Consider the following 24,395-nt stretch of genomic DNA (forward strand, 5'->3'; position numbering starts at 1 on the left):
TCGCTCCGCTCCTACTTTTAGGCTTTAGTGGCTTTGATGTTTTCAATGAACTGATCGAACAACGGCGCAACATCGTGTGGCCCCGGGCTCGCTTCAGGGTGACCTTGGAAGCTGAATGCACTCTTATCTGTACGTGCGATGCCTTGCAAAGAGCCATCGAACAAAGATTTGTGAGTCATCACAAGGTTAGCTGGCAAGGTGTCTTCGTCTACCGCAAAACCGTGGTTTTGGCTGGTGATCATCACAGTGCCTTTTTCAATAGCTTGTACCGGATGGTTTGCACCGTGGTGACCAAACTTCATTTTTTTGGTTTTCGCACCAGAAGCCAAAGCCAAAAGCTGATGACCAAGACAGATACCAAAGACAGGAATATCTGTTTCTAGGATCTCTTTAATGGCTTGAATCGCGTAGTCACATGGCTCTGGGTCACCAGGTCCATTGGATAGGAATACGCCATCTGGATTCAGCGCCAAAACGTCACTTGCTGGAGTTTTTGCTGGCACAACGGTTAAACGGCAACCGCGCTCAACCAACATACGAAGAATGTTACGTTTCACACCGAAGTCATAAGCAACCACGTGGAAGTCGAAAGATGCTGGCGTCGTGTGACCTTTCACAAGATCCCAAGTAGACTCAGTCCACTCGTACGATTTTTCTACCGTTACTTCTTTCGCTAGATCCATGCCTTTCAAGCCTGGGAAAGCTTTGGCAGCAGCAACCGCAGCCGCTTCATCTAGGTTTTCACCTGCCATGATGCAACCTGCTTGTGCGCCTTTTTCACGTAGAATACGTGTCAATTTACGCGTATCGATGTCGGCAATACCCACCACGCCTTTGCGCTTCAAGTAAGAATCTAGAGATTCTTGTGAACGCCAGCTGCTAGCAACCAAAGGAAGATCACGAATGATCAAACCTTCACACCATACTTTATCGGATTCTTCATCTTCAGAGTTAACGCCAGTATTCCCGATGTGGGGATAGGTCAAGGTGACCATTTGTCGAGCATAGGAAGGATCAGTAAGAATTTCTTGATAACCGGTCATTGAGGTGTTGAATACTACCTCGGCCGTTGAGGAGCCATCTGCTCCGATCGACACCCCTTTAAAAATCGTGCCGTCTTCCAGAGCCAGAATCGCTGATGTTGCCAAAGGAACCTCCCATTTAGAGACTATCAGGTTGCAAAAAAGCGAGATAAACCGGCGGCTCATATCGCTTTTAAGAAATTGCGTTTTTGCCGTTCATCCATTGATGGATAACCAATGGATCTCGCGTTCAAAAAATCTGCCTAATTCTACTCTTATACGACTTTTGCGTCCACCGAATTGCCGAGAAAACAGGCAAAAACACAGGATTTGAGTGTATTTTTTCTTGACTTATTAGTCAGGAATAAGGATTGCGCAAATTAACCTTTTAGCACAACAATCCATCAGCCACATTTTTGGCTGCATCGTAACCATTTAAGTTACCCAATACAGTTAATGCAAAAATCATCGCTGTGGCAGGCCCTTTGCCTGTCAAAATATTATCATCCATCACCACAGGCTCATTGGCCATGTACTCAGCGCCAACTAACCCATCTTCAAAACCTGGATAACACGTTGCTTGTTTATCCACCACAAAGCCATGAGTACCAAACACTACCGCCGGTGACGCACAGATCGCTGCTAATAAAGCATCTTGGATGTCATGTTTTTCCAGTATTTCGATTAGTAACTCACAGTCACGCAAATACTCAGCACCTGGCATTCCACCAGCCAATACAACGGCATCAAAGATTTGCTCGCCAACTTCAGTTAATAAAACATCGGCTTCTAGTTTCGTGCCGTGCGCCATAACAACCTGTTTAGTCTCGTGAATACTCGCCACAGTGACTTCCACACCACCACGTCGCAACACATCGATAATCGTAATGGCTTCAATATCTTCATTGCCGTTAGCAATAGGAACTAATACCTTGCTCATACTTTACCTCTTTCAAATACATTAATTCATCAAGACTTCTATACGACTACTGCGTTTAAAAACCTTTCTATTTTCAGTGTAAACAAACAAGCTGCTTCGTGACCTTGCTCTGTTTGCCCTTTTTTTTCTATTTGATAGTAATTTTTGCGACGGCCAACCAATTCGAATCCTAACGATTCGTACAGGGAAATGGCGCCTAGATTCGACTCACGCACTTCCAACAACAGCTCACTAACATCTTGCTGCGCGACCGCTTCTAACCAAACCATCATCAACTGTCTAGCTAGCCCCTGTCTACGGACAGAGGTATCAATCACAATTAATTCTAATTCGGATTGATCAAGCACCATCGAGGCAGTTAACCAACCAACGATGGATTTTTGCGTCGCATCACCTAATTCAACAACCCAATTTTTGCGAGTTTGTAACGCTTCAGCGACCAAATTTTCGCCCCAAGGGTGAGGATTAGACACGGCATCGAGTTGGATAATACACGGCAAGTCTGACTCGGTCGCCAGACGAATAGAAACAGAAGGAATCATAAAATTGCACGCCTCATTAAAGGCAAAAAGATTAACGGAAAAAGCTGGATTGCATCACTTGCCACGCCTCTTTGCGCAGTTCAGGAATACGATACAATTCAGACAAACTTACGATGTGCGCAGTAGGATATTGTTTTAACGGGCTTTCAGGCGGTAAATCTTCCACCAGCTGCGTGATTTGTGCGCCAGCCAGCACTAGCCATGGAGTTTCAGGAAAGTCTTTTACCAAACGACCAACATAGCTTTCTAACGCGCCAAACAACCAATCGGTACGATTCAAAAAGTACGGATTACGCAATTGTCCCGGCCAAGTAAACGCACTGCCCTGCCATTCATCAATAGGCTGTTTCAAGAGCGCTTGCCCCATTTTTAATGCCAGACGCTCGATATCTTCGGCTTGGGAAAATACCTGCGGCACATCGCTTAGAATCAAAAGTTTATTAGACAAAGCATAAGCGTGAATATTCAGTCGCGTAATTTGGGTGTTCAGCGTTGGATCTGGCTCAACCGCAATATCGACAGCCAATTCTTCAATTGGCTGCAAATCTTCGACGATAATTTCCGGCCCTGCATTTAACTGCTCACGAAGATGATGAACCAAAGGCTCTTTTTCTTCTGGTGATAATTTAGGCATTGGAGCTGGCGCAGGCTCGGCGGATCTAAACCCAGCGGAAGGCTGATCACCATAAGAGTCCGTAAAAGAAGAATTAGAAGGAGTTGCCACATCAATCGGCCAAGGCTGTACCGGCATAAAAACCGTACCCGACACACTGTCCGTGGCAGACTCATTATTCTCAATAGACAACCAGGACACCACGCCCATCTCTGCTAAGCAGTGAGTTTGGAAAGCCTGTTGAGGTGGTAATTCGCGGGACATAGTAACCTTAATCGCAGTCTAAAAAATCCACATTCATCGATTTGAATATTGGTAAGCAAATATACTCGCTTACGCCAACAGATGCCACTTGATGGCCTGAAGCTTGCTAGAGATCTTTGCAGGATGGCTGTGTATAATCGCAACCAATTTTGCTCACACTCCCAAAAGGTATGAAAACATGATGTCTTTGTTATCTCGTTTGAACATGTTGTCTCGTTTGATAGTTATCGCTGCCGTTTCGATCAGCAGCTTCAGCTTCGCCGACAGCTTGCCAGACCTTAAAGGTCGCACTATTTTAGCCGTCACCGAAAATGCCTACACACCACTTAACTTTGTCGACCCAGCAACAGGAGAAGGCATTGGTTGGGAATACGATGCCATGAACGAAATTGGCAAACGCCTAAACGCCAAAATTGAATGGCACCTAAGCAGCTGGGACACCATGATTCAAGCCGTCAAACAAGGCCAATACGACGTCGGCATGGACGGCATTACCATTAATGAAGAACGTGCCGCGCAAATCGACTTCACCATTCCTTACATGACCTCTCAGCAATTCATGTTAGTGCGCGCCGATGAAGATCGTTTTAACGATGCAGAATCCTTTGCCGCCAACCCAGATCTACAATTTGGCGCACAAGCTGGCACCACCAACTTTTATGTGGCCGTTTATGACGTTCTTGATGGCGATGAAAACAATCCTCGCATCACCTTATTGGACACCTTTGGCGCGTCAGTCCAAGCGCTTAAATCTAGCGATGTCGACAGTGTGCTAATGGATGCCGCGTCTGCTCGCGGTTATATCGGTGCCAATCCTGGCGCATTCAAAATTGTTGGCGGCCCGTTGGGCTCTGAAGATTTTGGCTTCATTTTGGCTAAAGGCTCAGACCTTGTTAAACCGATCAATGCAGCAATCGAAAGCATGAAAAAAGACGGCACCTTAGAAGCCCTGAATAAAAAATGGTTCTTCGACTTTAATCAGTAAGAAGTACAGCCAATAAGCGCGATTTAACACACAACAGCAACGGATCTTATACTTTTATAGCGATCCGTTTTTTATTGTTAACCACCACGGAACGGTCTTGCTATGAATGTATTATGCCCTTTAAGAAATCCCTAGAACGCACGCCGTGGTGGCTCGTCACCATCATCATTATCGCTCTGGTTTTGTTATGGAACATGATTTCCGACCAAAGCTACCAACGCATCGCAGGCGCACTAAGCGAAGGGTTACTGACCACAATCGGCGTAACCTTCACCGCTTTTATACTAGCAAGTTTTCTTGGGTTATTAATCGCACTGGCAGGATTTTCGCGTTATCGCCTTCTTCGTGAATGTGCCCGTTTTTATGTAGAAATCTTCCGCGGTATTCCAGTGCTCGTTCTACTGTTTTACATTGCCTTTGTCGGCGCTCCGGAAATGGTCAAACTCTACAATTGGGCATTACAGATGCCGATTGAAGCGGGCTGGATAGAAAAAGCCCGCACAAGAGATTTCTCCCTTCTGTGGCGCGCCATTATCGCCCTAGCCATCAGCTACAGCGCCTTCATTGCCGAAGTGTTCCGCGCAGGGATTCAAGAAGTGGGCAAAGGACAAATAGAAGCCGCAAAAGCATTGGGCTTATCGAACTGGCACCGCTTCCGCCTTATCACCCTACCCCAAGCCATGCGCAAAATCTTACCTCCCCTTGGCAACGACCTCGTCGCCATGATCAAAGACTCTGCACTCGTTTCAGTACTCGGCGTACAAGACATCACCCAACTCGGCAAAGTATTCAGCTCCTCCACCTTCCAATTCTTCGAAACCTACAACGTCGTCGCCTTCATGTACCTTATTCTCACACTCAGCTTATCGCTGATGATACGAGCTTTTGAAAGTCATCTGAGACGCAATGATCATCATTGATTAGAATGAAAAAAAACCAACGCTAAGTTGGCTTTTGAATGCTGTACATGAAAACAAAAATAACTCCGCCGCCAATAACCCAAACACTCGAGCGAATAACATTTCGACGAGGGAGGCGGTAGTTTCGAGAAGAAATGTTATTCGATCGATGAGAAGCGACGCAGTATAAGAGACAAAAGTAACCCCATCCTAACCTTCCCCTTGGAAGACAAAAGGGGAAGGAACTAAGAGCTAAAAAACAAATTCGATCAAAGCTTGTAGGACGACAAAAGACATAATGCCTGCTAGCACATCGTCCAGCATGATACCGAAGCCGCCGTGAACGTTTTTATCAACCCAAGAGATCGGCCAAGGTTTCAAGATATCGAATAGGCGAAACAACACAAAGCCCAGCACGATATAAAACCAACCAGCAGGCGCCAGCCACATGGTAATCCAGAACCCAACAAATTCGTCCCAGACGATACCAGCATGGTCATGCACACCCATGTCTTTTGAGGTTTTACCGCATAGATAAATCCCCACTAACGATGTCACCACCAGCACAATAAAGTACGCCGTTGCGCTCAAATCTTGTAGGAACCAAATAAACAAAGGCACTGCAGCCAATGTTCCAAAGGTTCCCGGCGCTTTTGGCGCGGCACCAGAGCCAAGACCAAACGCCAAAAAATGTATCGGATTACGCCATACCGACGCTGGGGCAGAATTCACCATGAAACCATCACCTAAAATTAAAAGTTAAAAATGCTTTGTGGGCGCAGTAATCGCCCCTAAAAATGTTGCCAGCCTGATATCTCACCCTCATAACCTTGGATACTAAAACCTTCCGCGACAATCTCACCTACCTTGGTACAAGGTAAGCTAAGGGTTTGAGCGATCAAGGCAATTTCGTCTGCTTGCTCTTTCGATGCGGTAAAACATAACTCGTAATCATCACCACCGGTTAGCGCCAACGCCAGCGCAGATTCAGGCTGCCAACGACTTAACTCAGCGGAAATCGGCACTCGACTCGCATCGATAATTGCCCCGACATCAGACGCTTTAAGTATATGCTGGATATCTTGAGCAAGGCCATCGGAAATATCCATCATGGCATGCACCACACGCTTCAGCGCCATGCCGACAATCAGCCTAGGCTGCGGTCGCCAATAACGATCATAGAAGTAATCAAAACGCTCACTCGATACCTGCAACTCACCCGTGACAATCGGCACAGCGGCCGCGGCATCGCCTAGCAAACCGGTGACATAAATATCATCACCGACCTTTGCCCCACTGCGCTTTACCGCCATGTCGGCTTCCACATAACCATGTACTTGTAGCGTAATGGTCAACGGACCTTTGGTGGTATCACCGCCAACCAACGCCAAACCAATAGGCTCGGCCAGTTCTGCCATGCCTTGCGCCAATCCAGCCAACCATTGCGGATCAGATTCAGGTATCGTCAGCCCCAAGGTGAAAAACGCCGGTTTCGCGCCCATCGCGGCCAAGTCACTGACGCAGCTTGCCACCGCGCGATAGCCAATATCCACAGGATCGGCATCGAAAGGGAAGTGTCGACCTTCGACCAAGGTATCCATAGAAAACACCAAACTCTGAGCTTGCGGCACTTGCACCTGAGCACAATCATCACCAATGCCCAACAAAAGATCCCCGCGCCCCTGTGTACTCGCCATCACAGACGCTTGAAAGATGTTTTGTATCAACTCGAATTCTTTCAACAGAAGATCCTTGCCTATCTCAATTAAAGGTCAACCAAAGGCGTTTGCCTATCTATCAAGGCAAGCCTGTTTAATGGCAAAGAGGATACCGTATTGTCGGTAGGATGTCAGAATAGCTAAGTACTTTAGATCGATAAAATAATCTAAAAATACAGCTGGAAAAATAAATTTCATCATGAAAAAAGATCTGCCAGATTGGATCTAGCAGACCTTATAGAGAAGCTTTTTTACTCCCGATTAGAGAGTAACTAAAACGCAGATGCTAATTTGCTGATGCTGTTTTATATACCTGACTCTCAGACATATCAGAATAACGCTCCCTTGCCTTCGCCAAAGGCGCAATGACGCAAAGCAAGGTAAGTAAAGCAGTTATGGCAATGGCGATCGCAGACAACTGATATCCGCCTATTGCGATCAAAGTGCCTGAAATAGAAGGCCCAATAGCCACACCCAACGTCAAAAAGCTACCACTAGCGGCAGCAACACGACCACCTTTATCTAACGATGCTGCTAACGCTGTCATATAAGCAAGCGTATAGAAATACACTGCAGCATTAATCAACACGGCAATGGTATACATCATTTTAGATTCAGCACCCAACACATAACCAAGAGTGACCAATCCCGTCGCTACAATACCTATAATTACAGGAAGACGAATCCCAAAGCGTTTACCTATTATAGAAGCCAATAACGGTCCAGCAAGGCCAATGAATGCCTGTAATGAAAAGAGCAAACCCAATGTTGGGCCATCGTAACCTACTTTCGTCCCGACCTGCTCAACAAATGCCCAACCCATCGTATCGCGCGCTGAAAAAAGGAACATGGCAATCAACATTAAAACACCAACCCCAGAGAAAATTTTAATATCAATCACTGGATGCTGAGTATCATGATGTTCACTTGTCAAATTGGCTTTTTGAGGCATTTTAAGCACTAAAAGCAACATTACACTCATGGTAATAGCGATTGTGTAATATAATCCAGCCAAACCATTACTCTCCATTACATCGGCAAAAACCAACATAACAACGATCATCATCCCGACAAACAACACATTCATGTGACCTGCTACTTGATCAGGGTTTTTAGCTGATGATACACAAGCGTTTCCGCATGCCAAGCAAAGGCCAGCACCAATACCTGCAATACAACGAAAAACCGTGAGAACCTCAACACTTGCCGCACTGGCAGAAAAAATATTGGCAGCAATAGCAGTGACACTACCAATAATGGCAATTGTCCTACGAGGCGCAGTAGCCATAAAAGGAGCAACGATTAAAGAAGCTATCATAGTAAAAGCAAATTCAGCGGACACAATGTAACCCGCTGTTGCTTCATTAACATTAAAGCCATTAATCACGGCACTAATTAAAAATGGCAAGGCTAAAAGAGATAACAAACCAATACCATAAGCGGATGCAAAAGCAGACAGTACAAGACCCCAGCTTTCAGGTAAATGTTTACTAAATTTATTCATTGTTCGTTCCTCAATGATTTTATAATCGTTTTTTGTGATATTCGTTTTGCAAGGTGTAAAGATTGAATTCAACCTTCACACCTTGCAAAAGCAATAAGGGCGATTTTTATTACTTAATTAAGTTGTAAGCCCCCTTTATTTTATTACCAACCACCTTCTGCTCTGCGGTTTTGAGCTTTTTCACCACCAAGATCAAAATTGATTAGCTTACTTTCCGTGAAAGTATCCATAAACCATTTAGATAACTCACGACCAACGCCACTATTTCCAGTACCACCAAAAGGAGCTAACTGATCCCAGTAGTTACTTGTTTCATTTACATTAACTGTACCGTGTGGAAGCGCCTCTGATACTCTCCATGCGGTGGCTAAGTCTCTTGTCCATAAAGAAGCAATCAAACCAAGTCCAGAAGAATTACCAATTTCAATTGCCTCTTCTACTGACTTAATTTTGATAATTGGAGCCACAGGCCCAAACGTTTCTTCTTGGACAATTTCCATATCTAAAGTAACGTCGGTGAGAATAGTCGCAGGATAATAAAGACCATCACGCGGACCAACTTGGACAATTTTGGCGCCTTTTGACACAGCATCGTCAACATGGCGAACCGTACGATCTAGTGTCGTTGCATTACACAAAGGCCCCATTTGTGTTGTTTCTAGTGATGGATCGCCAATATTTAATTGCTCTGTACGAGCAATGAATTTTTCAACAAATTCATCATATATCTCCTCATGAACAAGAAGACGCTCAGCGGATGTACAAACTTGCCCAGAGTAATAAAAGCAGCCGTTTAGTGCCCCTTCAACAGCGGCATCAATATCCGCATCTGGTAGGATAATAAAGGGACCGTCTCCACCTAACTCTAACAACTGAGGCTTAAGAACAGACTTAATTGCAATTTGACGTCCTGTTGCTGTTGAACCAGTAAAGAACACACCTTTCATTTCCGGATTATCAACCAGAGCCGCACCGACATCACCGTGCCCCTGAACAACATTGATAACACCCGGTGGTAAGCCAGCTTCAGCAAAAATGTCAGCAACCATTGCACATGATAAAGCAGCGTATTCCGAAGGTTTCCACACAACAGTATTCCCAGCAGCGACGGCATGAGCTAATGCAATACATGAAATATCAACGGGGAAATTATAAGGTGTGATAACAGCAACAACACCAAGAGGGCGAAAGGATTGTACTAGGCGCTTGTTGTTAGTTTGCTCTTGCGTCGAAGGAAACGTCATCCCTCTATGACGAAGCATTTCTTCAGCCGCTTTCCCCCATGAAGGTGCGGCATATTCATAGACTTCCTCTCTCGCATCCGTAATCGTTTTACCAATTTCAGCACAAATGCTCTGAGAAATTTCTTCTGCTCGTTCCAACATAAGCTGCTGAATACGTCGTAAAATTTTCGCTTTTACCACTACGGGAGTTTTTGCCCAGTTAGCATGAGCAGCTTTGGCTGAGGCCATCGCCCGATCAGCATCAGAAGGAGAGCATTTGCCAATTTGATATAAAGCCTTGCCTGAATGTGGTGATACAACATCAAAAGTGCCAGCTGAGCCAGAAGCCCACTCACCATCTATCAGCAAACCTCTTTTTAAAATAATTGAAGAATCTATACGGCTGTTCATTTCATTATCCTTTTGTGTGTTTTTATACAAACGTATAAACGCAAAGGATGTACCAACTAATAGAAAAAAATATTTTCAATTAAAATCAAAAGGTTACAAATATAATAAAAAGTAGGAAAGATAACGTGCAAATAAAAAGACAGGTAAAGTGATGATTTTATACATACAGCGATGCATATTAGTGATGATTAATCGCATCACCTTCAATGAAAACACCAAAATAAGGTAATACATCAAAAAGGAATACGATTAAACCAAGAATAGAAATAATAATATGATTGGCAATGGAAAACGTTGATTTAAAACAAAGGATCTATACAAAACAATCAGTCAACAAAGAGCAGGACTAAGACTTACCTGCGTTTTTTGTTTTTCGAACAATAGTACCTATATCAACACCTAACGCTAACGCCGCTTTTCTCTTAGAACCATGTTTAGCGATAGCATTACTAATAATATGATGTTCAAACTGTTTTACTTGATCCTTCAACTTCATCAAGCCCCCCTCCTCACCAACTGCAATAGAAACAGTTTCATTTGCTACAGGAGAGCTCATCGGCAAAATGTCATTCACAATGCCAACAAGATCCTCGCTCTCATCTACAAAAATTGAAAGCTGCTGAATAATATTAAATAGCTCTCTTATGTTCCCTGGATACGAATAATGTTGAATTCTTTGCATCACCCATCTCTCTAAAACCAGAGGAATCTTACGACGAAGATTAACTCGATCCACAAAGCTACGCGTTAAATAATCTAAGAGTTCAGGCATATCTCGAAGCGAAGGTACATCCAAAGAAACCACCGACAACCTATAATATAAATCTGCTCGAAATGTCCCCTCCATAACCATCTGATATAAGTTCCGATTTGTTGCCGAGATCACACGAACAGTCACACTTCTACGCACTCCCCCAATAGGTTGAACAATACCATCCTCTAGAAAACTAAGTAGCTTTGCTTGAACAGTCAGGGGCATTTCACCGACTTCATCTAAAAAAAGGGTTCCTTCTTCTGCCTGTTCAATCAACCCTTTACGGCCATTACTATCTGCCCCTGTAAAAGCACCTCTTCCATAGCCAAATAACTCGGATTCAAAAAGATTTTCTGGAATAGAAGCACAATTCACCGACATGAATGGATCACCAGAACCGGCGACAAAATTATGCAGATGCCTTGCTAACTCTGTCTTACCGACACCGGACTCGCCTGTAATTAAAATCCGAATTCCTTGAGAAACCGCACGCTCCCCTCTTTTCAAAATACGCTCAAGGTCCGAGCTCAACGCTCGTTGTACTTCAAAATCAATTCGAATTTCGGCTTCTGCCAACACACCAAATGATTTTGACCTCTTATTCGACTTCGCTTTAGGTTGATCTGCACGATGAACACCAAATAATTGAATCAAAACCAAATCTTTATTCTGCTCAATCAACACTCGCGATGTCGAGTAGGACGCCATTCCATCAGGACAACCCTCACTAAAGGTTTCTGATAGCGCTCTTTTACTATTTAAACAGCGATTGATTTGGTTCTTTAAACTGGCGGGGGCGTGCCACAAGGTAAAAACGCTATACCCTAAAATTCGATCTAAAGGCTTATCATAAAAATTGGCCACTGCTGTATTTGCAGCGACAATATTTCCATTACTAGACACAGCTAAAATAGGATCAGATATAGAATCCAATACGCCCTTCAAGAAGCCAATTTGCTCACGAAGTTCCTGTTCTCGACGCTGCTGTTTGGAGATATTTCGAACCATTCCAAACATTCGAATAAGGAAGCCGCCACGAATATGGGCACGAACATCATTTTCGACATGTATTTCTTCGCCGTCATAACGAGTATCTAATGCTGAGACCTGATTAACATGAAAATCATTTTTGATTAATAGACGAACAAAATCTCGATTTCGTTCGTTACAGGGAAAAATTTCACTGACTTGGCATTGGTTAAAATCTTGATCCAATGGGAAGCGATACAACATAGCCATCGCTTTATTACAAAAGCGCCAATACGGACTATTTTCAAATACCTGTCGAACCACTTCCTGTTTAGGTACATTGAGATTCACCGGTGTTGTGAACTCCATACTCCAACAAGCTTCAGAAGAAGCCTCTAATATACCAAGAAGCGTACTTGCATCCTCAACAGCATCATTAAGTTCTGATGAATAGGTTTTTACCGGGTACTCATTAACATCACTCACTTAAAACACCACTGACTATCAAGACAAGAGCATTTCAATATAAAGTAAATCTCCGTTTCATAGCAACCAAGGAAAGGCCACTTGAAGAAATCACTAGACCCAGAAACAAAACAAGGCAGACCGCTTGTCGCAGATCTGCCTTGTTTTGTTTAATAAGTCGTCGACTAAAAGTCGCCGTATTACTCGTCTTCTGAGCGTTTTGCGCGCTGCTTTGGTGTTGGAATCACTTCTAGATAAAAAGTCTTCCAATGCTGGCTTTGCGCCGAGCTAATATTGGTATTGATATCACCTTCGTGAATTGTTCTTGCTTTATCTGCTGTTTGACCAAACTTGCAGTTAAATCCCCAAAAATCCGCGCCTTCAGGCAAGGCTTTATTGCGCTCCGCTTTGATGTATTGCTTAACTTCGTTTTTCGCTTCTTCAACGAGACGCTGATATGGTTTTTTGGGATGAGATAAAACAAAGTTCTTTTTCATTATGATCCTAAAAGTATTGAGTAAGGCAGCGTAACAACCACCTTGATACCGCCTATGATAGCGGGTTAAGAATAAACCAGCCATCAATAAGAGCAATGTTTCGAAACAAATCGTTATTTGGTGGCTTTAGCCAAGGCTGAACATGGAGACATAAAAAAGCCCCGCTATTAACAAGTAATAACGGGGCTCTTAGGTATCTTTTAGTAATAGGTTTTATTACTTGTTCGACTCTTTATTCGCTTCTCGACGAGCGGCGATTTCTTCGCGGCGCACACGTTGTGCTAGTTTGTCTAGAATGCCGTTTACATATTTATGGCTTTCTGTCGCGCCGAAGCCTTTTGCTAGCTCTACGCTTTCGTTGATCGCAACACGGTATGGCACGTCTAAACGTTGAGACAATTCAAATGCACCGATGCGCATAACGGCCAATTCGATTGGGTCTAGTTCGCTTAATGGACGATCTAGTAATTCTTCAAACAAAGCGTCCAGTTTTTTCGCGCTGGCAGTTACGCCTTGTAGCAATTCGCGGAAGTAGACTTTATCGCAAGAATCCATATCACGGTCTTGATCTATAGCGAATTGAGTTTCTATCTCGCTAACGGCAGTTTTGTTCATCTGCCATTGATAGACAGCTTGTAATGCCAAACGACGTGAAGCACTGCGCAATTGCGAACGTGAAGGCTTTTTATCCTTACGTTTTGGTGCTGGAGTTTGGTCGTTTGTTGTTTCCACTTCGCTCATTTTTTGCCTCAATTGTCCAGACTACGTTGCCTTATGGGCTGACGCTTTGGTCTGTTTTAAAGTACCCTTGGTTGTTAAAGAGCTTTATTAGCTACTGCCTTTAGACAGCATCTGAGTCATATCGACCAAAGGTACGAATATACGGGTTGTCTTGGGCGGCGATTATAGCAACATTTATTCTAGGTTTCTCGGCAAAGTTGGCGAAATATCAGCAAGAAAAAACGATTTTCAGGCTTTTCTTAAAAAAAGCCTGAAAAAGCAATGACTCAGCTTTTGGCTATTCGTCAAAATCGCCTTCAAAATCTTCATCGAGGTATTTTGGTATATAGACCAAACGCACATCTTGCCCAACTTGGCGAACCGATTTAAGTGTCAGATCAATCGCTTCGTCCATTGCCTCTAAAGGCAATTTAAATAATGGACGGGCACTGGAACCCAGTAATTTCGGTGCCATGTAAACCACGATTTCGTCGATCAGACCCGCTTCTAAAAAACCACCAGCCAATTCTGCGCCAGCTTCTAATAAAACTTCGTTAATGCCAGCATCAGCAAGCTGCTCCATCGCATCTAATAAATCAAGTCGACCATCTTCGCCACGTGGAGCAAAGCGAACAGTTACGCCTTTTTTAGTGAGCACTTCTAAATGCTCAGGTTCGACCTCTTCTTCTACCGAAAACACCCACGCTTGATTGGCTGGATAAAGAATTTTCGCTTCTGGAAGAATCGACAAAGCCGTGTCCATTACCACACGAATCGGCTGACGCACGCTTTTCGGATCGGCTTCTTGGTCATCGTTGTCAATGCGAACCGTCATGCTTGGGTTGTCTGCCAACACCGAGCCAATACCAGTGACAATGGCGTCGCTTTGCGCTCGTAAACGTTGCACATCAAAACGCGCCGCTGAGTCAGTAATCCATTGGCTTTCGCCAGATTCCATTGCCGTGCGGCCGTCCATGCTCATGGCAAGTTTCACTCGCACATAAGGGAGGCCTTCGCGCATACGTTTGATAAAACCGGGATTAAGCCCTTCGCAGTCCAATTCCAACACAGGACCGATGATTTCAATGCCGGCTTTTCTGATTTTCGCCAAACCATTACCAGACACTTCAGGATTAGGATCTTGCATGCCGTATACAACACGCGCGACGCCAGCTTTAATCAAGGCATCAGCACAAGGCGGTGTTTTACCTTGATGACTGCAAGGTTCCAAAGTCACATAAGCAGTTGCGCCGACGGCGTCTTGTTTCGCATCCGCCAATGCATTCACTTCCGCGTGGCCTTCTCCGGCTTTTACATGAAAACCTTGGCCGATGATTTGCTGATCTTTGACCAACACACAACCAACACGTGGGTTTGGGTGAGTGGTGTAGCGGCCTTTTTTCGCTAGTTGAATGGCTTTCGCCATCCAGTATTCGTGGTTATACACTGTCATGCTTCGTCTTCTTTTTTCAATTCTGGAGCGGTTTTTTTCGATTCTGGGATAGCAACGCTGTGACTTTCTAGGCGATCTATCGCCTCTCGGAATTCGCTAATGTCTTTAAAGCTGCGATAAACAGAAGCGAAACGCACGTATGCCACTTGATCAAGGCGCTGTAATTCTTCCATCACAGCTTCGCCCGTCCAACGAGACGGTAATTCACGCTCGCCAGTGGCTTGCATTTTTTCTTTGATTCGGGAGATTGCGGTTTCTACGGCTTCAATGCTGACGGGACGTTTCTCAATGGCTTTGATAATGCCATTACGTAATTTGTCCTCATCGAAGGCTTCTCGGCTGCCATCGCTTTTAATCAGCTTAGGCATTTGCAATTCGGCCACTTCAAAGGTGGTAAAGCGCTCTTGGCAATGACTGCAGGTACGACGGCGGCGAACTTGTGCGCCTTCAGAAACCAATCGAGAATCCACTACTTTAGTATCTTGAGTTCCACAAAAAGGGCATCGCATGGTGCTTCCAATATCGCTAATTTGGTGTAAGAATGCCTGAAATTAGGCCATCGTTTGATGGGTGAAATCATACCAACCCCGCCATAATATAGCTACCAAGCTACTGTGTGCGCTTTTATCATTCTTCTACATTAGAGAATGGATAAATTTATAAGGATTTATATGCCGTTCGCAGAATTATCAGGCTTGGTTGCCGCCTTGTGTTGGACCATTTCGAGCCTGATGGCGCCAAACTTAATTCAACGTTTTGGCACCATGCGCTTTAATACCTTTCGTATTGTGATTGCCAGCTCCATTCTGTTAGCGATTTGCTTAATCACCCAACGATTCAATGCAACCTTGTGGCAACATGCCGAGATAGTCATGCTGTCTGGTCTGTTAGGGATTTTTATTGGCGATACCATGTTGTTTACCGCCGTGCATCGCCTTGGCCCTCGACGCACTGGGGTGCTTTTTGCCACCAACGCGCCTATGTCGATTCTATTAGGTTGGTTATTTTTAGGGGAAAACCTTTCTTTTAGTCAGCTATTTGCCTGCGGCTTGGTATTGATTGGTGTGGTGATTGCCATACTGTTTGGTCGCAGAAATAGTCTTCATGCTTGGGAACAAACCAAAGGCAAATTAAGTATCGGGATTTTGCTCGCACTCGGCGCGGCACTTGGTCAAGCCAGCGGTGCTCTGCTTAGCAAGCCTGCTTTGCTTGACGGTGCCGACCCAATTGCGGTGTCTGCGTTACGCGTCGGAACTGGCGCTCTCGCTCTGGTTCTGGCTTATGGTTTGTTTTATCGACACAAACAACCTGCTGACGCGATTCCCTTTGCTCAACTAACTCGTGTTGATTTCATGGGCATCGCTACCCTCGCCACCATTGGTATGGTTATCGGCATGAGCGTCCTAGTTTGGGGCGTCGGCAACGCTAACGTGGGTATTGTCACTACTCTATCAGCCGTTGTTCCCGTGCTAATTTTACCGGGTTTGTGGATTACCACAGGTCAACGCCCTGCCTTTGGCGCTTGGATAGGGGCTATTTTCGTTGTGGCTGGTGCGGCTCTTCTCATTCTATTCAATCACTAAAACCTCACCTTATTTACTCCTTTCGTAATTAAATAAAATTTAACTTGAAATAGAAAAGCTATAAGACATAAGATTCAGCTTAGTGTAATTTTATGTAAAAAAAGAAAGGAAATAGGATCAAGTGATTATATTGAGATACATAGGGATGATGGCTCTAATACTTCATTCCTTTCATGCAATAAGCGCTGAAACCATTAGAGTTAACAAGGTGGTGGGCGAAAAAGAAGAGCTGATGTTCAGTGTATTGAAGCTCGTTATGAGTAAAGTAGACCCTGATATCACCTTCACTCAAAACGACCAAGAACTAAACACAGCACGAGCTATTGGCGCCGTCGAATCAAAAAAAATTGATGTTATGTGGGGGGGCTCTACCTCCACTTACGAAGACAAAATGCTGCCAGTTAGAATCCCTGCTCTAAAAGGCTTGCTCGGACATCGAATCTTTATTATTCGTGCTAGTGACCAAGAAAAATTCGACAAAATTAACTCTCTAGAAGATTTAAAGAAATTCGATGCAGGCTTAGGCAAGCTTTGGGGCGATACAAAGGTCATGAAGTTAGCCAACATTCCGACCGTCACTACGATGAAATACCCCAACTTATTTTTAATGCTCGAAGGTGGCCGCTTCGATTACTTCCCCAGAGCACTTCATGAACCTTGGGTAGAAGTAAAATCACGTCCAGAGTTGAACTTAGCCATTGAAAAACATCTCATGCTGATTTATCCCTTCGCCCAATATTTTTATGTCGAAAAATCTAACAAAACGCTGCACGACAAGATTTATAAAGGTTTTGAAATGGCTATCGCGGACGGCAGCTATGACAAACTGTTCTTTAATCACCCGATGATTAAAGATGTTTTAGAGCAGGCAAACCTGAAGCAACGAACCGTCATTCGTATAAAAAATGCCACCATGCATCCAGACACAGCCTTTGACCGCAAAGAATTTTGGTTGGATTTAGACAACCTTTAATTTAAGAAAGCGAAATAACGACATATTTCTTATACCCAAAGCAACGATACGAGATAGAAATGAATTCAATCAAACAGAAATCCATGTTTTTTCTTTCTTCCGCCTCATTAATAGTGATGGTGATTATTTTCTCAATCAGCTACATGCTGGCTAAAAATCATTTTGATGATGCATTAAACAAGCAAATAAAAGGCCTGAACAACACCTTATCTATTGCGCTGCAAGAGCCTATTTTCTCTTATGACTCAGGTCTTATTGAAAACATTATGTCTTCATTCATGAACCTGCCCTTTGTTGATAGCATCAAAGCATACGATCAAAGGGATAAGTTACTTGGAAAGGTACACGACGAAGAAAGCAAAAAAGCCAACTCACAAGACTTACGCATTGATACGATAGATATCGTCTGGAGTGACAAAAGTGTCATTGGTCACCTTGAAGTGACCTACAGAATGGACAGTAACGCAGAACTGTTGTCGTCTATTAGAATTATGTTCCTGTTAATCGGTGTCATTTTGCTATTGGTTTTGCAAATAACCAACTGGTTCGTCTTAACTCGCTATGTTGTGAACCCTATTAAGGTCGTTGCCAATGCTATGGCAGAAATCGCGCAAGGTGGCGGTGATTTAACAAGACGACTAAATATTCAAAGCAAAGATGAAGTGGGTGTACTTGCTCTCGGTTTTGATACTTTCATTTCCAATCTTCACACCTTGGTTCAAAAAATTGTTAACTCGAATAACGAACTGTCGAACTGCTCTCAAAGCATAAAATCCAATGCAAATGAAAACGTCAAATCTACAGAACAACAATTACTAGAAATTGAACAAGTCGCCACTGCACTTAATGAGATGTCATCTGCAACTCAAGAAGTGGCTAGAAACGCCAACGAAACAGCAAATAAGACCCAACGCTGTAATGAGCTAGCGGTGAAAGGCAACAGCATTGTCAAAAACACCATCAATGATATTCACAACTTGGGTAAAGAGATTCATTCAACCTCAGTGAAAATCATTGAATTAAAAGATCAAAGTGCGCAAATCAACACAGTATTGGATGTCATCAAGGGTGTTGCTGAACAGACGAATTTGCTGGCGCTTAATGCCGCAATAGAAGCCGCACGCGCCGGTGAGCAAGGCCGAGGTTTTGCAGTGGTTGCTGATGAAGTCCGATCTTTAGCCCAACGAACTCAAGATTCCACCTCAGAAATCGAAGGCATTATTCATAGTTTGCAAACGGCTTCTGAAGACGCTAACAAACTCATGCAATCCACTAGTACAACGCTACAAAAAACCATTGATGAATCCAGCGGAGCCATCACAGCACTTGATGACATTATTCAAGATATTATCGTAATCAATGACATGAACGCCCAAGTCGCAACCGCAACGGAAGAACAAAGCTCTGTTGCTTCTGAAGTCAGCGATAAGGTACTTATCATCAATAATGCCACCATCGTTATCACTGATAACGCGGCGAACATCGAACAATTGAGTGATCAGCTCGACTCTCTTAGCTCTAGCATTAACAATGATTTATCGAACTTTAAGCTTTAAACCATCTAAGTAAAAAAACACAGCAAGAACCGCCACGATAAATAGCGGTTCTTGCTTGCATCTGTATTTTTCCCAATCTTCCCCTGTGCTATCCTTACCCCACTAATTGCATTTGGCTCTCCATCGACTTGCTAGAGTTCTTTTGGCAACTCCGTGGAGCGTTTTAACGAAATTTATGCACGACATTAATAGTGCATGGATCTCCAATCATAGGATAAGTTGATTCTTTATGGCTCAGTTTGTATACAGCATGAACCGCGTTGGGAAAGTCGTTCCTCCAAAACGCGAGATTCTAAAAGACATTTCTCTTTCATTCTTCCCTGGCGCTAAGATCGGTGTATTGGGTCTTAACGGTTCTGGTAAATCGACACTTCTACGCATCATGGCGGGTGTTGATACCGAGCATAATGGTGAAGCACGTCCAATGCCGGGCATCAAAATCGGCTATTTGGAGCAAGAACCGCATCTTGATCCAGAAAAAAATGTCCGTGGTATTGTTGAAGAAGCCTTCACTGACGTTATCGAAGCGATGGCACGTTTGGATGCAGTTTACGCTGAATACGCTGAACCTGATGCTGACTTTGATGCGCTAGCAAAAGAACAAGGCCAGCTTGAAGCCTTGATCGAAGCGAAAGAAGGCCACAACCTAGAGCGCGCCCTTGAAGTTGCAGCCGATGCACTACGTCTGCCTCATTGGGATGCGAAAGTAGAACATCTTTCTGGTGGTGAGCGTCGTCGTGTTGCCTTGTGTCGTTTGTTGTTGAACAAGCCAGACATGATCCTACTGGACGAGCCAACCAACCATTTGGATGCGGAATCCGTTGCTTGGCTAGAGCGCTTCCTAAAAGATTACCCAGGCACTGTTGTGGCGATTACCCATGACCGTTACTTCCTAGATAACGCCGCTGGCTGGATTCTGGAACTTGACCGTGGCCATGGTATTCCATACGAAGGCAACTACTCTTCTTGGTTAGAGCAAAAAGACGCTCGACTACAAACCGAAGCGAAACAACAAGCCTCTCACCAAAAAGCCATTAAGTCGGAACTTGAGTGGGTTCGCCAAAACGCCAAAGGCCGTCAGTCTAAATCCAAAGCTCGTTTGGCTCGCTTTGAAGAAATGAACTCACAAGAGTTCCAAGATCGTAACGAAACCAACGAATTGTACATTCCACCAGGACCACGTCTTGGTAACAAAGTCATCGAAATCGAAGGCGTTAGCAAAAGCTTCGAACACAAGATGCTACTAGAAGACTTCAACATGGTCGTACCACAAGGTGCAATCGTCGGGGTTGTTGGTGGTAACGGTGCAGGTAAATCTACCCTATTCAAAATGATCGCCGGCATCGAGCAACCTGATTCAGGTACCGTCACCATAGGCGAAACCGTTCAGCTTGCTTACGTAGACCAAATGCGTGAACTAGACGGCGACAAAACTGTATTTGAAGAAATCGCTGATGGCCAAGACATGATCACGGTGCACAACTACAAAGTGCCGTCTCGCGCCTACATTGGTCGCTTTAACTTCAAAGGGTCGGATCAACAAAAATTGGTTAAGCATTTGTCTGGTGGTGAGCGTAACCGTTTACACCTTGCCAAGCTGCTTAAAGAAGGTGGCAACGTATTGCTACTGGATGAGCCAACCAACGACCTTGACGTAGAAACCTTACGAGCACTGGAAGACGCCCTACTGGCCTTCCCAGGCGCAGCGATTGTTATTTCCCATGACCGTTGGTTCCTAGACCGTATCGCGACACACATCCTAGCGTACGAAGGCGATTCTAAAGCCGTCTTCTTCGAAGGTAACTACGCAGAATACGAAGCCGACTACAAACAACGCACCGGCAACGAAGCGACACCAACACGTATCAAATACAAACGTATTGATGCGTAATTCTATTTAGTAGGATTGGTTGGTAAAGAATGGAAAGCCGCTGAATCGAAGCGGCTTTTTTATTTCGACACATCTATCTCTTTAAATGATGCTAAGTTATCTTTTAGTTGCCCCATTTGGCGTCCACTTAATGTATAAATTTGTGACAATAACTGATATTTAGCCATCTCATCATAGTAATAAAGATTTAGGCTTTCCCGTTGGTTTCTAGCTCGAGATTGCCTTCCTATAGCTAAATCTTGAAAGCATTTGAAGTACATATGGTCTGACTCACCTAGAGAGTGCCCAAATATTGACAAGCTTTCAAAATCCTTAAGCGCTTGCATAACTTGCTCACCATCATAAAGCGAACTACTGGTTTTTCTTAAAAATGAGTGTTCGTTATTTATACAAGCATCATCATCGACTCCGAAAATAATGTCGTCCTGTTTAACACTTCCATGCACATGAATAATTGATTTATCAATCTTGTACTTAGGCACACCTAAGTTATTCAAAATAACTTCAACTGAATTTGTATAGTTGAAATTAAGTATCAAGAACTGCTCTCCTTTAATATTATCTAGTAACCGATACGCATGTGAGCTTTGATCCACATCTTCAAGTTTAATAGATTTTATATAGGATTTAAGCTCTTCACATAGCTTCTTGTACTCCAATAAAAAAGCATAAGTCTCAACTTCACTCTTAGAATAACTTTCCAACTCTTTCTCTATATCAATCCAGTTGGTTTTATCCACTTTTTCCAAGTGTTTAAACAACGGCAGACTACTATCCACTAAGTTTCTAGTAAAAAACGTAGAACCGATGAAATCTCGATAACTGGTTTTCAACCTTAAATTTAAATCAAACCCATTACCTATAATCAGAACATGACTCACTTCTGTTGATCTCCTTTTAGTCATTTAACTTAGCTGTAAAATTTTCTTAGACGCTTCTGCCAAGAACCCAGAACGGGATTTGTATTTTGGATTCGCAGCTACCATTTTGTCGATTTTGGTAATGAGTAAATGTGGCAAGGTCACATTAATTTTCTCGCTTTTACCAAGTAAGGGTGTGATATCTATATTCACCACCGCCCATACACCATTGGCGTAGTCTGGGTTGTCTTTGTGAACAGAGATCGGGCTTGCGGTTGGAATGTCTTCACTGTCTTCCAACAAAAGCTCAAGATGAGAAAAGATTGCTTCTTCAGCCATTTCCAGTGCTTCATCAAATGTATCGCCAGCCGAAAAGCAGCCGGGCACATCTGGCACAGTCACGCCGTAGCTAACGCCATTATCGGTATGTAATACAATTGGGTATTTCATGGTTCACACCTCTGCTAAAGCTATTAATAAAGCTGAGCTTGTTTCTTTATGCTGTTAAAAGTACCAATCGGTAAATCTCTCTTTGGATGGGGAACGGTCACTGTGCCTTTTTTATTAGGATGCTTAAACTGCACATGACTGCCTTTTACTCTAACTTCATACCATCCGTCTTCGACTAGCATCTGGATTACCTCTCGGCTTTTCATATCAATCCTTTTCGCCATTCCTTTCCTTAGGAAAAATTATAATAACCCCAACAACCCTTAAAAACTCATTGCTTTTATATATAACTCCAATAACCCTAAAAACCAATCACTATGATACTAGAAACAAAAAAGCCGCATACCTTTCAGCAAACGGCTTTAAAAACAGAGTTAGACGCTACACAATATCCACACTAATTAACGTGCCATTTGATGCAACGACTTCGTTTTTACCCAAACAAATATCAGTTTCAATAAGGCCATTTAGGCTGCCAGTCATGAAAAAGAAATCATCAATATAACCTCGACGAACACACTCTTGTACGCCCTTCAACAGCACAGCCTTTTTCTGTTCGAAAAAATCGGGAGCGCCAGTTGAGTAATCATAGGTTTGTCCGCTTTTGAGAGAAAAGTCACTTGCGATAGGTTGGCTCGAAACCAAAATGCCGAAGTTGTAATAAAAGTCACAAGATTGATAGCTCTTGTCATTAATTTTTGGACGCAAGACTTCAAGAGCAACCAGTGGCTGGGCGCTGCTAACCGCGTATCCAATATCATTTGCTAAAAGCGGAACACTGCACTGATAGCATATTTCCACTTCGATGCCAGATAATTCATCCTTAGGTAACTGAACGCCCTTATTCTCAAAGATTTGAAAATCAAAAATAGGAGACAGTATAAAAACACCGGAATCCTCAACGACTTTCCAGCCTTTGATGACGGCACCTTTGCTGGTAAGTTCAGCGATCAACTGATCTTGTGCATGACAAATATCGTCGTAACTGTCTAGGATAGAAGTAAATACACCCTCCTTAAAAGCACTAAGGATGGCGGAGTATTCTGTAAAATTCATCAATGATCCCTTACAAAAGTTTCGCTATCAGACAACATCGCCTGAAGCCTGAGGACGTGCTCCACGGGTATTCAAACGAATACGATATATAGAAGTAGAAGCGGTAATATACAAAGTTTCCCCTTGATGTTCAGAGAAATAATCTACTGCAAAGGTACAGTTAGAGACTTTTTCTGGAACAAATATTTTGCCTAACAAGGTGCCGTCATCGTGATAAACTTGGATACTGTCTTCCGACGAAGTGTAGATCCAACCTTGTTGATCCACTCGAAAGCCATCGGCTAAACCTGGTGACACCACGGCAAACAACCTTTCGTTACTTAACTTCCGCCCCAGTTCGACATCAAACACTTTAATATGATGATTTCCCGAACCGTCTTCTCTTAGCGCCGCAGAAGTGTCGGCGATATAGAGTTTTGATTCATCTGGTGAAAAAGCCAAGCCATTTGGTTCTTCAATAGTATGACAAACAACGGATAGCTCACTGGTAATAGGATCGAAACGATATACGAAATTACCCTCTTGTTCAGGCTCTGCTTTATAGCCTTCAACATTAGATAAAATGCCGTAAGGTGGGTCAGAAAACCAGATGGTTCCGTCAGATTTCACAACCAAATCATTTGGTGAGTTCAAACGCTTACCAAGATATCGGTCAACTAAAGTAGTCGTTTCACCTGTTTTTAAATCCGTTCTCTCAATTGATCTACCACCGTGACTGCAATGTAATAGATGATCCTGAAGATCTAAGTAATGACCGTTAGTAAAATTGGCAGGAGATCTCCAAACACTTACTCCTTTTTCACTATTCCAACTTAATATTCTGTTATTGGGAATATCACTCCACAACAAAGTTTGAGAAGCTTCTAACCAGACAGGACCTTCACTCCATGTCGCGCCTGTACAAACTTTTTCTAGAACAGAATCTGTTAATAAAATACGCTCAATTCTATTATCAAATTTTTCGACAGCTAACATATTCAATATCCAAAACAGCATAAAAACTGAAATAAAGAGCCCCTTTTTTTAACATCTAAATAGAAAAAGGGG

Annotated in this window: 24 protein-coding genes; 6 read left to right on the forward strand and 18 right to left on the reverse strand. The window is 43.4% G+C overall.

Going from position 1 to position 24,395, the window contains the following annotated elements:
• Positions 1 to 17: 17 nt before the first annotated feature.
• The 4 genes from carA to ACO05V_RS00190 all read right to left on the reverse strand — a co-directional run bounded on the left by carA (position 18) and on the right by ACO05V_RS00190 (position 3,381).
• Positions 18 to 1,148 (reverse strand): glutamine-hydrolyzing carbamoyl-phosphate synthase small subunit, encoded by a 1,131-nt coding sequence (carA, locus tag ACO05V_RS00175; RefSeq protein WP_421846356.1) that lies wholly within the window; start codon positions 1,146 to 1,148, stop codon positions 18 to 20.
• Positions 1,149 to 1,410: 262 nt separating this feature from the next.
• Positions 1,411 to 1,962 (reverse strand): DJ-1 family glyoxalase III, encoded by a 552-nt coding sequence (locus tag ACO05V_RS00180; RefSeq protein WP_421846358.1) that lies wholly within the window; start codon positions 1,960 to 1,962, stop codon positions 1,411 to 1,413.
• Positions 1,963 to 2,000: 38 nt separating this feature from the next.
• A complete protein-coding gene (locus tag ACO05V_RS00185) occupies positions 2,001 to 2,504 on the reverse strand; it encodes a GNAT family N-acetyltransferase (RefSeq protein ID WP_421846360.1) in 504 nt (167 codons plus the stop codon).
• A 31-nt stretch (positions 2,505 to 2,535) separates the two neighbouring features.
• The gene (locus tag ACO05V_RS00190) at positions 2,536 to 3,381 is read right to left on the reverse strand and encodes a hypothetical protein (RefSeq protein WP_421846362.1); all 846 of its coding nucleotides are present in this window, start codon (positions 3,379 to 3,381) and stop codon (positions 2,536 to 2,538) included.
• 178 nt (positions 3,382 to 3,559) lie between these two features.
• Between ACO05V_RS00190 and ACO05V_RS00195 the strand changes: the two genes are divergently transcribed.
• Both ACO05V_RS00195 and ACO05V_RS00200 read left to right on the forward strand, forming a co-directional pair.
• Positions 3,560 to 4,366 carry a transporter substrate-binding domain-containing protein gene (locus ACO05V_RS00195; RefSeq protein ID WP_421846364.1) on the forward strand — a complete coding sequence of 269 codons (807 nt, stop codon included), beginning with the start codon at positions 3,560 to 3,562 and terminating at the stop codon, positions 4,364 to 4,366.
• A 113-nt stretch (positions 4,367 to 4,479) separates the two neighbouring features.
• Complete coding sequence (locus ACO05V_RS00200) at positions 4,480 to 5,286, forward strand: amino acid ABC transporter permease (RefSeq protein WP_421846366.1); 807 nt, start codon at positions 4,480 to 4,482, stop codon at positions 5,284 to 5,286.
• A gap of 231 nt (positions 5,287 to 5,517) precedes the next feature.
• Here the strand turns inward: ACO05V_RS00200 and ACO05V_RS00205 are convergent, their stop codons facing one another.
• From ACO05V_RS00205 to nrdR, 9 genes are all read right to left on the reverse strand, one after another.
• Positions 5,518 to 6,000, reverse strand: a complete 483-nt coding sequence (locus ACO05V_RS00205; protein WP_421846368.1) for a phosphatidylglycerophosphatase A — start codon at positions 5,998 to 6,000, stop codon at positions 5,518 to 5,520.
• Positions 6,001 to 6,056: 56 nt separating this feature from the next.
• Positions 6,057 to 7,007, reverse strand: a complete 951-nt coding sequence (gene thiL / locus ACO05V_RS00210; RefSeq protein WP_421846370.1) for a thiamine-phosphate kinase — start codon at positions 7,005 to 7,007, stop codon at positions 6,057 to 6,059.
• A gap of 262 nt (positions 7,008 to 7,269) precedes the next feature.
• Positions 7,270 to 8,487, reverse strand: a complete 1,218-nt coding sequence (locus tag ACO05V_RS00215; RefSeq protein ID WP_421846372.1) for an MFS transporter — start codon at positions 8,485 to 8,487, stop codon at positions 7,270 to 7,272.
• Between the two features lie 143 nt (positions 8,488 to 8,630).
• On the reverse strand, positions 8,631 to 10,121 hold the full coding sequence (locus ACO05V_RS00220; RefSeq protein WP_421846374.1) for an aldehyde dehydrogenase family protein: 1,491 nt from the start codon (positions 10,119 to 10,121) through the stop codon (positions 8,631 to 8,633).
• Between the two features lie 346 nt (positions 10,122 to 10,467).
• Positions 10,468 to 12,330: a sigma 54-interacting transcriptional regulator gene (locus ACO05V_RS00225; protein WP_421846376.1), complete on the reverse strand. Its 1,863-nt coding sequence runs from the start codon at positions 12,328 to 12,330 to the stop codon at positions 10,468 to 10,470.
• Between the two features lie 179 nt (positions 12,331 to 12,509).
• Positions 12,510 to 12,806 carry a DUF6172 family protein gene (locus ACO05V_RS00230; protein WP_421846378.1) on the reverse strand — a complete coding sequence of 99 codons (297 nt, stop codon included), beginning with the start codon at positions 12,804 to 12,806 and terminating at the stop codon, positions 12,510 to 12,512.
• A gap of 216 nt (positions 12,807 to 13,022) precedes the next feature.
• Positions 13,023 to 13,547: a transcription antitermination factor NusB gene (gene nusB / locus ACO05V_RS00235; RefSeq protein WP_421846380.1), complete on the reverse strand. Its 525-nt coding sequence runs from the start codon at positions 13,545 to 13,547 to the stop codon at positions 13,023 to 13,025.
• A 277-nt stretch (positions 13,548 to 13,824) separates the two neighbouring features.
• Positions 13,825 to 14,979, reverse strand: a complete 1,155-nt coding sequence (ribD, locus tag ACO05V_RS00240) for a bifunctional diaminohydroxyphosphoribosylaminopyrimidine deaminase/5-amino-6-(5-phosphoribosylamino)uracil reductase RibD (protein ID WP_421846382.1) — start codon at positions 14,977 to 14,979, stop codon at positions 13,825 to 13,827.
• Complete coding sequence (nrdR, locus tag ACO05V_RS00245) at positions 14,976 to 15,488, reverse strand: transcriptional regulator NrdR (RefSeq protein WP_421846384.1); 513 nt, start codon at positions 15,486 to 15,488, stop codon at positions 14,976 to 14,978. Before nrdR ends, ribD begins: the two co-directional genes overlap by 4 nt.
• A 162-nt stretch (positions 15,489 to 15,650) precedes the next feature.
• Between nrdR and ACO05V_RS00250 the strand changes: the two genes are divergently transcribed.
• From ACO05V_RS00250 to ettA, 4 genes are all read left to right on the forward strand, one after another.
• Positions 15,651 to 16,562: a DMT family transporter gene (locus tag ACO05V_RS00250; RefSeq protein ID WP_421846386.1), complete on the forward strand. Its 912-nt coding sequence runs from the start codon at positions 15,651 to 15,653 to the stop codon at positions 16,560 to 16,562.
• 145 nt (positions 16,563 to 16,707) lie between these two features.
• On the forward strand, positions 16,708 to 17,535 hold the full coding sequence (locus ACO05V_RS00255; protein WP_421846388.1) for a hypothetical protein: 828 nt from the start codon (positions 16,708 to 16,710) through the stop codon (positions 17,533 to 17,535).
• A gap of 59 nt (positions 17,536 to 17,594) precedes the next feature.
• Complete coding sequence (locus ACO05V_RS00260; protein WP_421846390.1) at positions 17,595 to 19,091, forward strand: methyl-accepting chemotaxis protein; 1,497 nt, start codon at positions 17,595 to 17,597, stop codon at positions 19,089 to 19,091.
• A gap of 229 nt (positions 19,092 to 19,320) precedes the next feature.
• Complete coding sequence (ettA, locus tag ACO05V_RS00265; protein ID WP_421846392.1) at positions 19,321 to 20,982, forward strand: energy-dependent translational throttle protein EttA; 1,662 nt, start codon at positions 19,321 to 19,323, stop codon at positions 20,980 to 20,982.
• Between the two features lie 59 nt (positions 20,983 to 21,041).
• Here the strand turns inward: ettA and ACO05V_RS00270 are convergent, their stop codons facing one another.
• The 5 genes from ACO05V_RS00270 to ACO05V_RS00290 form a co-directional block, all read right to left on the reverse strand.
• Positions 21,042 to 21,863, reverse strand: coding sequence for an AbiH family protein (locus ACO05V_RS00270; RefSeq protein ID WP_421846394.1), 822 nt, complete (start codon positions 21,861 to 21,863; stop codon positions 21,042 to 21,044).
• Between the two features lie 24 nt (positions 21,864 to 21,887).
• Positions 21,888 to 22,292 (reverse strand): type II toxin-antitoxin system HicB family antitoxin, encoded by a 405-nt coding sequence (locus ACO05V_RS00275; protein WP_421846396.1) that lies wholly within the window; start codon positions 22,290 to 22,292, stop codon positions 21,888 to 21,890.
• Between the two features lie 23 nt (positions 22,293 to 22,315).
• Positions 22,316 to 22,516 (reverse strand): type II toxin-antitoxin system HicA family toxin, encoded by a 201-nt coding sequence (locus ACO05V_RS00280; protein ID WP_421846398.1) that lies wholly within the window; start codon positions 22,514 to 22,516, stop codon positions 22,316 to 22,318.
• A 157-nt stretch (positions 22,517 to 22,673) separates the two neighbouring features.
• Complete coding sequence (locus ACO05V_RS00285) at positions 22,674 to 23,348, reverse strand: hypothetical protein (protein WP_421846400.1); 675 nt, start codon at positions 23,346 to 23,348, stop codon at positions 22,674 to 22,676.
• A 27-nt stretch (positions 23,349 to 23,375) separates the two neighbouring features.
• Entirely contained in the window at positions 23,376 to 24,323 is a 948-nt protein-coding gene (locus ACO05V_RS00290) for an SMP-30/gluconolactonase/LRE family protein (RefSeq protein WP_421846402.1), read from the reverse strand.
• Positions 24,324 to 24,395 lie beyond the last annotated feature (72 nt).

This window comes from Marinomonas sp. (assembly GCF_965225885.1).
Classification (GTDB): domain Bacteria; phylum Pseudomonadota; class Gammaproteobacteria; order Pseudomonadales; family Marinomonadaceae; genus Marinomonas.